The organism is Oceanimonas sp. GK1 (assembly GCF_000243075.1).
Taxonomy (GTDB): Bacteria; Pseudomonadota; Gammaproteobacteria; order Enterobacterales; family Aeromonadaceae; genus Oceanimonas.
This window is the reverse complement of the sequence record NC_016745.1, coordinates 3,338,085-3,351,872: the sequence shown is the minus strand read 5'-3', so window position 1 is coordinate 3,351,872 and position 13,788 is coordinate 3,338,085. Positions and strand designations below refer to the sequence as shown.

Here is a 13,788-nt window from a genome sequence, read left to right as displayed (position 1 = left end):
AGAGGTCACCATGAGTCAAGAAGTCAAAGCTCAGGTTGTGGTTCTGGGCGCGGGCCCTGCCGGCTATTCCGCCGCTTTCCGTGCCGCCGATCTGGGCCTGGAAACCGTTATCGTAGAACGTTATTCCACTCTGGGTGGCGTTTGTCTGAACGTGGGTTGTATCCCCTCCAAGGCGCTGCTGCACATCGCCAAGGTGATTGAAGAATCCAAGATCATGGCCAGCCACGGTGTGACCTTTGGCGAGCCGCAGATCGATCTGGACAAGGTGCGCGCGCACAAAGAAAAGGTCATCGGTCAGCTGACTCAGGGGCTGGGCGGCATGGCCAAGATGCGCAAGGTCAAGGTCGTCAACGGTGTGGCCAAGTTCACCGGCGCCAACACCCTGGTGGTGGAAGGCGAGGGTGGCAACACCACCGTCAACTTTGACAACGCCATCATCGCCGCCGGCTCCCGGCCGATCAAACTGCCCTTCATTCCCCACGACGACCCCCGCGTATGGGACTCCACCGATGCGCTGGAGCTGAAGGAAGTGCCCGAGAAGCTGCTGGTCATGGGTGGCGGCATCATCGGCCTGGAAATGGGCACCGTCTACCATGCCCTGGGCTCCAAGATTGACGTGGTTGAAATGTTCGACCAGGTGATCCCGGCCGCCGACAAGGACATCATCAAGGTGTTCACCAAGCAGGTGAAGAGCAAGTTCAACCTGATGCTGGAAACCAAGGTGACCGCCGTTGACGCCAAAGACGATGGCATTCACGTCACCATGGAAGACAAGAAAGGCCAGAGCGTGACCAATGTGTACGACGCCGTGCTGGTGGCCATTGGCCGTACCCCCAACGGCAAGTCACTGGATGCCGACAAGGCCGGCGTGAACGTGGACGAGCGTGGCTTCATCAATGTTGACAAGCAGATGCGCACCAACGTGCCGCACATCTACGCCATCGGCGACATCGTGGGTCAGCCCATGCTGGCGCACAAGGGCGTGCACGAAGGCCACGTGGCTGCCGAAGTCATCGCCGGCATGAAGCACTACTTCGATCCCAAGGTGATCCCGTCCATCGCCTACACCGAGCCGGAAGTGGCATGGGTGGGTGTGACCGAGAAGGAAGCCAAGGAAAAAGGCCTGAACTTTGAAGTGGCGTCCTTCCCCTGGGCCGCGTCTGGCCGGGCCATCGCCTCTGACTCGTCCTACGGCATGACCAAGCTGATTTTCGACAAGGACACTCACCGTGTGCTGGGTGGCGCTACCATCGGTACCAACGCCGGCGAACTGCTGGGTGAAATCGGCCTGGCCATCGAGATGGGCGCCGACGCCGAAGACATCGCGCTGACCATTCACGCTCACCCCACTCTGCACGAGTCCGTGGGCATGGCCGCCGAAGTGTTCGAAGGCTCCATCACCGATATGCCGAACCCCAAGGCCAAGAAGAAGAAGTAAGTTTTCTTTTTGCCTTCGGCAATAAAAATCCCCGGCCCATTGGCCGGGGATTTTTTTAGGGAATAGGGACTTGGGATTAGGGATTGGTGGGATTATTCTGCCAGTCCCCAGTCCCCAGTCCCCAGTCCCCAGTCCCCAGTCCCCAGTCCCCAGTCCCCAGTCCCCAGTCCCCAGTCTCCCGCATCCAGCCTCATTTGTGCCAGAGATCACTGTTTGGAAGAAAAAGCGCGCGCCTCCCGCCATTAGCGGATATGTTAAAACGTCCTGTTTAAGGCACTCAGGCCCCACCGCGACGTAAAGGAATACGACATGCGTTTTCATCCCGGCAATCTGAGCGTCAGGGTCAAACTGATCCTGGGCTTTGTGATGATGTTGTTGACGACCCTGGCCATCGCCGCCATCAGTGGTTTTTCCCTGAACCAGGTGCTGAGCAGTGCCGACCGCCAGGAGCGGGCGGCGAGCATCGATTTGCTGTTTCAGCAGGCCCGGCAATACGAAAAAAACTACCTGCTGCAGCACGATGACAAGCAATTGGAGCAGGCCAAGGCGCTGGTATCCCGGGCCGGCAGCCAGGCGGGCCGCCTGCTGGAGGATCTGCAGCAGGGCGAGGATCGGGCCCGGCTGGAACAGTTGCTGGAGGGGACGCAACGCTATCAGCAGGAGCTGGAACGGCTGGGAGCGCTTAAAAAGCAGACCGGCGAGCTGTTGTTCAGTCTGAACCAGCTGGGTTTTGCGGCCCAGCAACGGGCCGAATACCTCAGTGCCGGCGAGCCCGCCTACATGAGCTGGCTGGTGCGTCTGGTGGGCATACGGCTCAGCCAGCAGGAATACGTGATCAGCCGCGACGAGAGTGAGATCAGCCGGCTGGCCAGCCGGCTCAAGGGCCTGATGCTGACCCTGGAAAGCCGCCTGAAGCTGGGCGAAGAGCCGGATGTGCGGGAGTTCTATCAGTTGCTGGGTCGCTTTGACCAGCAGCAGCAGCAGTATATCGAGGTCTACCGCGAGCTGGAGTCGGTGCAGGAGCGCATCGGTACCCTGACGGCCACCATGGCCGAGAGCAGCGCCGCCCTGGTGGCCAGCCAGAAGAACAACATGGCAACCGTCAGTCAGTGGGCGGGCATGCTTGTTCTGCTGGTGACCGTGGCCGCCCTGGTAATGGGCGCGCTGTTTGCCTGGCTTATCACGCAAGGCATCGTCAATCCGCTCAAGGTGCTGATGGCCCAGGCGGATCGCATCGCCGGTGGTGACCTGACCCAGAACGTGACGCATCAGCGTCGGGACGAGCTGGGCCGGCTGATGGACAGCATGCAGACCATGACTCAAAACCTGCGCAGCCTGGTGGGTGAGCTCAACAATAACAGCAGTCATATCGCCACCTCGGCCCAGAGCCTGTCGGCGATGTCGGAGCAGGGCCGTACCGGTACCAACCAGCAGCGGCTGGAGCTGGAGCAGGTATCTACCGCCATGAACGAGATGGCGGCCACGGTGCAGGAAGTGGCACGTCATGCCGAGGCCGCCTTTGGCGCGGCCCAGACCGCCGACAGTGATGCGGTGGCCGGTAATGCCAGGGTCAGCCAGACCACGGAGCGGATCTCCGCATTGGCGGAGGAAGTGCGCCGGTCACTGGCGGTGATTCAGCAGCTGGAAACCGAGAGCCTGAACATCGGCGGTATTCTCGATGTGATCAAGGGCGTGGCGGAGCAGACCAATCTGCTGGCGCTCAATGCCGCCATTGAGGCGGCCCGGGCCGGCGAGCACGGCCGCGGCTTTGCGGTGGTGGCCGATGAGGTGCGGGCCCTGGCCCAACGCACCCAGCAGGCCACCGCCCAGATTGAGGGCATGATTCAGGGGTTGCAGGGCAAGGCCCGGGAGTCGGTGACCATGATGGATCACAGCGCCGCCATGGCCGAAGACACCGTGGCCACCGCCTCTGAGACCGGCAACGCCATTCAGGCCATTGCCCGGGCGGTGTCGCAGATCCAGCAGATGAACAGCCAGATCGCCACCGCCGCCGAGCAGCAGAGCTCGGTGGCGGAAGAGATCAACCGCTCGGTGTTCAGCATCCGCGAATTGTCCGAGCATTCCGCCGCCGCCAGCGACGAGGCCGCCGACAACAGCGCCCAGCTCGCCGGTCTGGGCAACGAGCTGCAACAGCTGGTGGGGCGGTTCCGGCTGCCGGCGTGATGCCCTGGCAGGGCTTGAAGCGTGTCGGCGGAGGTAACCCGGGTGTTGTTTTGTTGTGCTGATGCTGCCGGCAACCCCATGCCGGCACCTGTCTTTACCGATACCCGCGGCGCTCCCTATTTTCACCCCGCCGGCATACAATGCGAATACCCCCTTGTGCTGTTGTGAACCGTCATGCGCCCTTTTCTGTTGCTGTTGACCCTGTTGTTGTCGTGGCCGGCGCTGGCCGAGCGCCCGCGGGTGGCCCTGGTGCTGAGCGGCGGTGGTGCCAAGGGGGCCGCCCATGTGGGCGTGATCCGGGTGCTGGAACAACACCGCATTCCCGTGGATATCGTCACCGGCACCAGCATGGGCGCCTATGTGGCGGGCATGTACGCCCTGGGGCTCGACGCCGATGAGCTGGAGCGCCAGCTGCTGGCCCTGGACTGGAACCAGGGCTACCAGGACAAGGTGGGCCGGGACGAGCTCTCGCTTCGGCGCAAACGGCAGAACGACGAATTTTTGTTACGCACCGATATCGGCATCGACGATCAGTGGCGGCTCAGCCTGCCCGGCGGTTTCTTTCAGGGCCAGGCCCTGGGCGCCCTGCTCAGGCGTAGTACCCTGACCATTCCCCGGCTGAAAAACTTCGACCAGCTGCCCATTCCCTACCGGGCGGTGGCCACCGACATGGAAACCGTGACTCCCGTGGTGCTTAGCCGGGGCCATCTGGCCACCGCCATGCAGGCTTCCATGTCGGTGCCCGGCGTGCTGCAGCCGGTGGCGCTGGGCGGCCGGCTGCTGGCGGATGGCGGCGTGGTCAACAACCTGCCGGTGGACGTGGCTCAGGAGCTGGGCGCGGAGGTGGTGATTGCCGTGGACATCGGCGATGCCATGCTGCCCCGAGAACAGCTCGACAGCGCCCTGGCCATGGTGACCCAGCTCACCAACTACCTCACCCGGGCCGGTACCGAACGGCAAAAGGCACTGCTGACCGAGGGCGACGTGCTGCTCAGCCCGAATATCAGCGGTATCGGGGTGGGGGACTTCAGCCAGATGCCCGAGGCCATTCGGCGCGGTGAGGCCGCGGCCACGCTGATGCTGCCGCAACTGCAGCGGCTTGCCCTGAGCGAGCGGGACTATGCCGATTACCGTAACCGCAAGCTGGATACGCGCGCCCGGCTGCAGCGCAGCGATGTGGTGTTTCTTGACCGGGTGGAAGTGGAAGGCAACACCAGCCTGAGCGAAGCGGTGATCCGGGACGCGCTGGGTCTTCGGCCGGGCCAGTTTCACCAGACCGAAGAGCTGGAGCAGGGAGTGCGCCGGCTCTATGCCCTGGATGCCTTTGAGCAGGTCAGCTACCGCATCGAGGAGCGGGACGACCAGCAGGTGCTGACGGTGCACACACGGGAAAAAGGCTGGGGACCGGGGTTTGTGGATCTCAAATTTGCCCTGGAAGACGACTTTTCCAGCCGCACCAGTTACGAGATTGGCGCCCAGTTTCGCCGCACCAACATCAACATGCTTGGCGGCGAGTGGCTGGCGGAGGTCACCCTGGGCAGCAACAAGCGGCTGGCCACCGAGTTCTACACGCCGCTGGATACCGATTACGACCTGTTCTGGAAGGCGCGGGGCGAATATGAAAAGCGCCGGCGCACCTTTTTTGTCGAGCCGGGGGAAGACAGCTTTCAGCAGTTTGGCCGGCTCACCACCCTGGACTTCGACTATGCCACCTGGCGGGGGCTGAGCGAGCTGGGCTACAACCTTAACCCCTGGAGCGAGCTGGCCCTGGGGGTGCAGGGGCTCACCGGCAGCATTGACGCGCGCAACCTGGACGGCGGTCTGGACGTGACCTCGGCCGGCCCCTACCTGCGGCTGACGCACGACACCCTGAACAATGTGTTTTTTCCCACTCACGGGGAAGCGGCGGCGCTGACCCTGGGCTATTACCGCAACCGGCTGGAAGGGCAGGGCAGCAATGAAAACGTGGCCGGCCTCGACTACGAGCTGGACTGGCTGCGCCCCTGGAATGCCGATCGCCATACCCTGATCGGCAAGCTGGTGCTGGGCGGCTCCACCGCCGAGCAGCCATTGCCGGTGTTCGCCCGCAGCCTGGGAGGGCTGTTCAACCTCTCTGGCTACCAGAGCGAGCAGCTCAGCGGCCGCTACAGCGGCCTGGCCGGCCTGCTTTATCACTACCGCTGGGCTGACAACGATTTCGGCGCCTTTCGCTCACCGGTGTACCTGGGCGGGTCACTGGAGCGGGGCGGGGTGTGGAATTCCGGGGCCGAGGTGGGCTGGGACAATGCCCTCACCGCCGGCAGCATTTTTGTTGGTGTCGACACCAACTGGGGCCCGCTCTATCTGGCCTTTGGTCAGGCAGAAGGGGATAAAAGCAGCGTTTATCTGTATTTCGGCAATTTGTTCAGCTTTTGATGTTAACGGCTTGTTGAGCGTCAATTTTGTGGCGAAAGTGCGGAAAATCCATTCAAAACACGGTGTTAGTCAAATATTCGACCAAAGGTCTAAGGGGCCGGATTTTAATCCGGGGTTAAAACTTATATACTTTCGCGGCGTTCTCACGGACGCCCCTGGCCCCCTACAAGGACATTTACGCCCACGGTGGCGAATGATAATAAGAGGATACAGTCGTGCTTGAAGCCTATCGTAAACACGTCGAAGAACGTGCCGCAGAGGGAGTGGCCGCCAAGCCACTCGACGCAGAGCAAGTTGCCGCCCTGGTTGAATTACTCAAAAACCCGCCCGCCGGCGAAGAAGCCTTCCTTTACGAACTCCTTTCTACCCGCATTCCCCCTGGTGTTGATGAAGCCGCCTATGTCAAGGCCGGTTTTCTCGCCGCCGTGGCCAAGGGTGAGGTGAGCTCACCGGTGGTGTCTGCCGAGCAGGCCACCGAGCTGCTGGGCACCATGCAGGGGGGCTACAACATCGCTCCCCTGGTTGAGCTGCTGGACGTGGACGCCCTGGCGCCCATCGCCGCCAAGGCCCTGAGCCACACCCTGCTGATGTTTGACGCCTTCCACGATGTGGACGAAAAGGCCAAGGCCGGCAATGCCTTTGCCAAACAGGTGATGCAGTCCTGGGCCGAGGCCGAATGGTTCCTGGAGCGCGCGCCCCTGGCCGACAAGATCACCATGACCGTATTCAAGGTGCCCGGCGAAACCAACACCGATGACCTGTCTCCGGCCCAGGACGCCTGGTCCCGCCCCGACATTCCGCTGCACGCCCAGGCCATGCTGAAAAACGCCCGTCCCGGCATTGAGCCCGACGAAGACGGCGTGGTTGGCCCCATCACCGCCATCGAAGCCCTGAAGGAAAAAGGTCATCCGCTGGCCTACGTGGGCGACGTGGTCGGCACCGGCTCCAGCCGCAAGTCCGCCACCAACTCCGTGCTGTGGCACATGGGCGACGACATTCCGTTTGTGCCCAACAAGCGCGCCGGCGGCATCTGTATCGGCAGCAAGATTGCCCCCATCTTCTTCAACACCATGGAAGATGCCGGCGCCCTGCCCATCGAGTGCGACGTGACCAAGCTGAACACCGGCGACGTGATCGACATCTACCCCTACGAGGGCAAGATCTGCCGCCATGGCAGTGACGAGGTGCTGAGCACCTTTAAGCTGAAGACCGACGTGCTGCTCGACGAAGTGCGTGCCGGCGGCCGTATTCCGCTGATCATCGGCCGCGGCCTGACCGACAAGGCCCGTGAAGCCCTGGGGCTGGCCCCGTCCGAGGTGTTCAAGCGCCCGGCCCCGGTGGCCGACTCCGGCAAGGGGTACACCCTGGCCCAGAAGATGGTGGGCAAGGCCTGCGGCGTGACCGGCGTGCGCCCCGGCCAGTACTGCGAGCCGAAGATGACCACCGTCGGCTCTCAGGACACCACCGGCCCCATGACCCGGGACGAGCTGAAAGACCTGGCCTGTCTGGGCTTCTCCGCCGACCTGACCATGCAGTCGTTCTGCCACACCGCCGCCTATCCCAAGCCGGTGGACGTGACCACCCACCACACCCTGCCGGACTTCATCATGAACCGCGGCGGCGTGTCCCTGCGTCCGGGCGACGGTGTTATCCACTCCTGGCTGAACCGCATGCTGCTGCCCGATACCGTGGGCACCGGCGGTGACTCCCACACCCGTTTCCCCATCGGTATCTCCTTCCCGGCGGGCTCCGGCCTGGTGGCCTTTGCCGCCGCCACCGGCGTGATGCCGCTGGACATGCCCGAGTCGGTGCTGGTGCGCTTCAAGGGCGAAATGCAGCCCGGCATCACCCTGCGCGACCTGGTGCACGCCATTCCCTACTACGGCATCAAGCACGGCCTGCTGACCGTGGCCAAGGAAGGCAAGATCAACGAATTCTCCGGCCGGGTGCTGGAAATCGAAGGTCTGCCCCAGCTGAAGGTGGAACAAGCCTTTGAACTGGCCGATGCCACCGCCGAGCGCTCCGCCGCCGGCTGTACCATCAAGCTGGATAAAGAGCCGATCATCGAGTATCTGAACTCCAACATCGTGATGCTGAAGTGGATGATCGCCGAAGGTTATGGCGACCAGCGCACCCTGGAGCGCCGCATCAAGGGCATGCAAGAGTGGCTGGCCAACCCCGAGCTGATGGAAGCCGATGCCGATGCCGAGTACGCTCACGTGCTGGAAATCGACATGAGCGAGATCAAGGAGCCGATCCTGTGTGCGCCTAACGATCCCGACGACGCCCGTCTGCTGTCCGAGGTGACCGGCGAGAGCATCGATGAGGTGTTTATCGGCTCCTGCATGACCAACATCGGCCACTTCCGCGCCGCCGGCAAGCTGCTCGACAAGTACAAGGGCCAGCTGCCCACCCGCCTGTGGGTCGCCCCGCCCACCAAGATGGACAAGGATCAGCTGACCAGCGAAGGCTACTACGGCATCTTCGGCCGGGTCGGTGCCCGCATCGAGATCCCGGGCTGCTCCCTGTGCATGGGTAACCAGGCGCGGGTAGGGGACAACACCACCGTGGTGTCCACCTCCACCCGTAACTTCCCCAACCGCCTGGGCAAGGGTGCCAATGTGTACCTGGCGTCCGCCGAGCTGGCGGCCGTGGCCGCCATTCACGGCAAGCTTCCCACCGTGGCCGAGTACCTGGAATACGCCCAGGAGCTGAACGCCACCGCTGCCGACACCTATCGTTACCTGAACTTCGACGAGCTCGACAGCTACGTGGAAAAGGCCGATACCGTGATCTTCCAGCAGGCCATCTGAATCAGGTGAGTCCCTCTGTTCAAAAAGCCAGCCTTCGGGCTGGCTTTTTTATTGAGGTGATGGTGAGGTGATGGCGTTTTCGCCGGTGCTGTAACAAAAGTCACAAAGTTTGTTGATCTTGATCAAGTCTTAAATGAGAATGAGTCGCCTTTGTGAAGGGTTATCGATTCTCATATCAAGAAATAACAACAAGGAGTTGTCAGTGCGCACCTTTATTCGCTCATCCGCACTTCCCCCCAGAACCATGATCAGCTCGGCAGTCGGTCTGGCGGTGGCCAGCCTGGCGGTACCGGCCCAGGCCCAGCAGGATGTGACTCATTTTGACACCGTGACCGTGAAAGACGTGCGGGAGCAGGGGTATAAAACCGAAAAGTCCGCTTCTTCAAAATATGTAAAGCCCCTGCTGGACACGCCTCAAACCGTGACCGTGGTGCCGAAGGAAGTAATGGAAGAGCAGCAGGCCCTGAGCCTGCGCCAGGTGCTGTCCAACGTGTCGGGCATTACCTTTGATGCGGGCGAGGGTGGCGGCGGCTCCGGCGACAAGATCAACATTCGCGGCTTTAGCGCCAATTCCAACATGCAGATCGACGGCCTGCGCGACAGCAGCCAGAACAACCGCACCGACACCTTCAACATTGAACAGGTGGAGGTACTGAAGGGGCCCAACTCGGTGTTTGGCGGTGCCGGCACCACCGGCGGTGCCATCAACCAGGTAAGCAAGGCGCCCAAGCAGCGCGACTTCGCCGAGCTTGGCGCCAGCCTGGGCACTGATGAATATCGTCGTGTGACCCTGGACGCCAACACCACCCTGGATGTGGGCGTGAACAGCGCTGCCCGCATCAACCTGATGGCTCACGAGAACGACGTGCCCGGGCGCAACAACATCGATCGTCAGCGTTTTGGTATTGCGCCCTCGGTAACCATAGGGCTGAGCGAGCAGACCCAGGCCACCCTGAGCTACTTCCACCAGCAGGACGACAACCTGCCCGACTACGGCCTGCCGGCCCGAAACGGCCGAGTGCTGCCCGGGGTAGATCGGGAGAGCTACTTTGGCTGGCGCAACCTGGATGAAGAGAAGATCCAGTCCGATGCCGTTACCCTCAAGCTTGAGCACGAGCTGAGCGAGACCGCCCGCATCGAAAACCAGACCCGCTACAGCCGGGTGGATCGGGATACCACCATTTCGGCCTCTCATGTTAATACCGAGAACCTGGATCCCGGTCGCTATAACCCCGCCGGCCCACAGGGCTATCGCCGGGATGCCCGAACCGAGCTGTGGATCAACCAGACCGGCGTGGCGTTCGAGTTCGACACCGGCGCCCTGAAACACGATATGCTGGTGGGCGGTGAGCTCGCTCATGAAACCTATGATCTGACCTCGGGCAGCTACAACCTGAGTGGTAATTATCCGGCCAACGGTTTTGACCTTTACAACCCGCCGGGTGTCTGGACTGGCCCCACCAACTACAAGGACAGCGGCGGTACCGAGGCCGAGCTGAACACGCGGGCACTGTATGTGTTTGATACTATTACGCTGCACCCGCAGTGGGATCTGAGTCTGGGTGCGCGCCAAGACTGGATCTCGGGTGATACCTCCAATAAGGTCAGCGGTGATACCACCTCTACCAGTGATCGAATGTTCAGCGGCCGTGCCGGCATCGTCTACAAACCGGCGGACAACGGCCGGGTGTATCTGGCCTACGGCACCTCCTTCAACCCCTCGGCTGAGTCTTTCGCGACCTCCGGTGCCTTGCCCCGTGGGAATGGCGCCGAAAACCTGGATCCCGAGAAGAATGAAACCTGGGAGCTGGGTACCAAGTGGGAGCTGATGAACGGCCACTTGGGCGTGGACGGTGCCCTGTTCCGGGTCGACAAGACCAATGCCCGGGAAACCAACAGTGTGACCAATGAGCTGGAGCTGGCCGGCGAGCAGCGGGTACAGGGTATGGAGCTGGGTCTGACCGGTGTGGTCAGCGAGCAGTGGAAGCTGTTTGCCAACTACACCCTGCTCGACAGCGAGACCCTGAGCTCGTTTGATCCGAACCGGGTCGGTCGCGAGCTGCAGAACACCCCGCGCAACAGCGCCAACCTGTGGACCACCTATGAGGTGATTCCGGGCGTGGAGCTGGGCTATGGTGCCCGCTATGTGGGTTCCCGTGCCGTGACCAGCAGCTCTGATACCCAAATCGACAGCTACTGGGTGCACAATGCCATGGCATCTTATCGGGTTAATGAGGCTTTCAGCCTGCAGCTGAACGTGAACAACCTGTTTGATGAGGAGTATGTAGAACGGGTTCGCGGCAGCAACGGCTCGGTTGATCCGGCCACCGGCATTCTGACCCGCAGCTCCGCCGTGGAGCTGGGTGATGGCCGCTCTGCCGTGCTCTCCGCCAACTACCGGTTCTGATAGCTCTGTCTGAACAGAAGGTCTGCTGGCGTTTAGCAACTCGATGCTGCCGGAAGCAACAGCAGGGATTGCCGAAGCCGACCGTCACATGCCATGGACGGCATGTGCCGAGCGTCCCAGGGATGGGCTTGAAGCGTGTCGGCGGAGGTAACCCTGCTGGTGCTTCCCTGTGCAGGATCTGACAGCGGCATGCCATTTCTAGTTTGATAACAAGCCCCTGCTGGGGCTTTATTTGTTTAGCAAGAAAGCGAGAATTTCATCATGATGCTGCATATACCCGGCGTGCTCAGCGCCGAACAGGTGGCCGAGTGCCGTGCGCGGTTGCTGGCCGCCCAGTGGATTGACGGTAATGCCACTGCCGGCTTTCAGTCATCCCAGGCCAAGCACAATCTGCAACTGCCGGAAGGCGACGACACCGCCAATGCCATTGGTGCCTTGATCACCGAGGCGTTGTCACGACATCCGCTGTTTGTGGCGGCGGCCCTGCCGGAGAAAATCTTTCCGCCGCTGTTCAACTGCTATCAGGGCGGCCAGTCCTTTGGCATTCATGTGGACAATGCCATTCGCATGAACCCGGCCACGGGGGAGCGTGTCCGCACCGATCTGTCCGCCACCCTGTTTTTCTGTAACCCGGATGAATACGACGGTGGCGAGCTGGTGGTGGAAGACACCTATGGTGCTCACAGCGTCAAGCTGCCCGCCGGCGATCTGATCCTCTATCCGTCTTCCAGCCTGCACAAGGTATTGCCGGTAACAAGGGGCGCGCGCATCAGCTCCTTTTTCTGGATTCAGAGCATGGTGCGGGACGACGGCCAACGCAGCCTGTTGTTTGATCTGGATACCGGCATTCAGCATATCAACCAGCAACTGGGCAGCGACAGCGAGGCCAGCATTCAGCTCACCGGGGTGTATCACAACCTGCTGCGCCGCTGGGCGCTTTGAGCGGGAGTAGGGAGGAATAGGTAAAGAAAAGGGACCGGGAACCGCTTTTCACCCGTCCCCAGTCCCTCATCCCAATTCCCTGATAGATTACGCCTGCTGAGTCTCGGCTTCAGCGGCGGCGTCGGTGGCCTCGGACTTGCCCATCGGCATGATGATGTTCATCAGTATGGCGGTAATGCCGCCGGCGGAGATGCCGGAGGCGAACACGTTCTTAATGATGTCGGGCATAAACTGCAGAATGTCCGGCTTCTGGGAAATGCCCAGCCCCATGCCAAAGGAGATGGCGATAATGAACAGGGCACGGCGGTCCAGCTTTTCCCGGGACAGAATGCGCACGCCGGCGGCGGCGATGGAGCCGAACATCACCAGGGTGGCACCGCCCAGCACCGGCTCGGGAATGCGCTGCACCAGGGTGCTGATGGCCGGGAACAGGCCCATGATCACCAGAATGGCGGCCACAAAGAAACCCACGTGGCGGCTGGCCACCCCGGTCATCTGGATCACGCCGTTGTTCTGGCTGAAGGTCGACACCGGAAAGGTGTTGAAGATGGAGGCCAGGGACGAGTTCACGCCGTCACCCAGCACACACCCCTTGAGGCGCTTCATGTACACCGGGCCGGACACCGGCTCGCCGGACACTTCCGAGGTGGCGGTGGTGTCGCCGATGGCTTCCAGCGAGGTGATCACATAGACCAGTACCAGCGGAATAAACAGCGAGGCGTCAAAGCCCAGGCCGTATTGCATGGGAATGGGCAGGGCGATGGTAGGCAAGCTGTCGGACAGCGGTGCCAGCTTGCCCATCTGCCAGGCCAGCAGGGTGCCGGCGACCATGGCCACCAGAATGGAGGAAAGGCGCACATAGGGATTGCGGCTGCGGTTCATCAGAATAATGATGCCGAGCACGGTACCGGCCAGGGCCAGGTTGTCCAGGGAGCCGAATTCGCCCGCGGCCATGGCGCCGAAGCCGCCGCCGATGGAGGTGAGGCCCAACTGGATCAGGGTGAGGCCGATCAGGGTCACGATAATGCCGCTGACCAGGGGCGAAATGATGCGCCGGGCCAGGTGCAGAAAGCGGGAAATGATCATCTCGGTGGGGGCCGCCAGCAGGGCGGTGCCGAAAATGGCCGCCAGCATGGCTTCGGTGGTGACACCGCCGTCCTTCATGGCCAGGCCGCTGGCAATGATGGGGCCGAGAAAGTTAAAGCTGGTGCCCTGAATGGACAGCAGGCCGGTGCCGATGGGACCGACCCGCTTCATCTGAATAAAAGAGGCCACACCGGTAATAAACAGCGACATGCTGATGATGTGCGCGGTGTCGGCGGCGGGAATGCCCAGGGTCTGGCAGATGATCAGTGGCGGGGTGATCACCGCCACGAACAGCGCCAGCAGGTGCTGGATGGCGGCGAACAGGGACTGCATAAACGGCGGCTTGTCGTGAAGCCGGTACACCAAATCACTCTGGTGCAAGGGTTGCTGCGTGTGGTTAGACATAGTTTTTCCGGTGTGTTGCTACGGGAGTTGTCGTTGTTATGGTTATCGTGGCGACCGTGCTGAAAGCGGGTCGCTGAAGGGCGCATAGGATACTGGAT

Annotated in this window: 7 protein-coding genes; 6 read left to right on the top strand and 1 reads right to left on the bottom strand. The window is 61.8% G+C overall.

Translation table 11 applies throughout. The annotated features are described in order from the left end of the window. Positions 1 to 10: 10 nt before the first annotated feature. The 6 genes from lpdA (at position 11) to GU3_RS15730 (ending at position 12,199) form a co-directional block, all read left to right on the top strand. Positions 11 to 1,438, top strand: a complete 1,428-nt coding sequence (lpdA, locus tag GU3_RS15755) for a dihydrolipoyl dehydrogenase (RefSeq protein WP_014293526.1) — start codon at positions 11 to 13, stop codon at positions 1,436 to 1,438. Between the two features lie 309 nt (positions 1,439 to 1,747). Then, positions 1,748 to 3,622, top strand: a complete 1,875-nt coding sequence (locus tag GU3_RS15750; protein ID WP_014293525.1) for a methyl-accepting chemotaxis protein — start codon at positions 1,748 to 1,750, stop codon at positions 3,620 to 3,622. 174 nt (positions 3,623 to 3,796) lie between these two features. Continuing rightward, a complete protein-coding gene (locus GU3_RS15745) occupies positions 3,797 to 6,037 on the top strand; it encodes a patatin-like phospholipase family protein (protein ID WP_014293524.1) in 2,241 nt (746 codons plus the stop codon). 215 nt (positions 6,038 to 6,252) lie between these two features. Beyond that, on the top strand, positions 6,253 to 8,850 hold the full coding sequence (acnB, locus tag GU3_RS15740; protein WP_014293523.1) for a bifunctional aconitate hydratase 2/2-methylisocitrate dehydratase: 2,598 nt from the start codon (positions 6,253 to 6,255) through the stop codon (positions 8,848 to 8,850). 202 nt (positions 8,851 to 9,052) lie between these two features. After that, positions 9,053 to 11,257, top strand: a complete 2,205-nt coding sequence (locus tag GU3_RS15735) for a TonB-dependent siderophore receptor (RefSeq protein ID WP_014293522.1) — start codon at positions 9,053 to 9,055, stop codon at positions 11,255 to 11,257. 261 nt (positions 11,258 to 11,518) lie between these two features. Next, positions 11,519 to 12,199 carry a Fe2+-dependent dioxygenase gene (locus GU3_RS15730; RefSeq protein WP_014293521.1) on the top strand — a complete coding sequence of 227 codons (681 nt, stop codon included), beginning with the start codon at positions 11,519 to 11,521 and terminating at the stop codon, positions 12,197 to 12,199. Between the two features lie 87 nt (positions 12,200 to 12,286). Here GU3_RS15730 and GU3_RS15725 read toward each other — a convergent pair whose 3' ends face one another. Then, entirely contained in the window at positions 12,287 to 13,690 is a 1,404-nt protein-coding gene (locus GU3_RS15725) for a uracil-xanthine permease family protein (RefSeq protein WP_041543351.1), read from the bottom strand. Positions 13,691 to 13,788: the final 98 nt, after the last annotated feature.

Excerpts from the sequence above, each read along its gene's own strand:
- lpdA (WP_014293526.1), top strand. The coding sequence starts at position 11 with ATGAGTCAAGAAGTCAAAGCTCAGGTTGTGGTTCTGGGCGCGGGCCCT.
- GU3_RS15750 (WP_014293525.1), top strand. The coding sequence starts at position 1,748 with ATGCGTTTTCATCCCGGCAATCTGAGCGTCAGGGTCAAACTGATCCTG.
- GU3_RS15745 (WP_014293524.1), top strand. The coding sequence starts at position 3,797 with ATGCGCCCTTTTCTGTTGCTGTTGACCCTGTTGTTGTCGTGGCCGGCG.
- GU3_RS15730 (WP_014293521.1), top strand. The coding sequence starts at position 11,519 with ATGATGCTGCATATACCCGGCGTGCTCAGCGCCGAACAGGTGGCCGAG.
- GU3_RS15725 (WP_041543351.1), bottom strand. The coding sequence starts at position 13,690 with ATGTCTAACCACACGCAGCAACCCTTGCACCAGAGTGATTTGGTGTAC.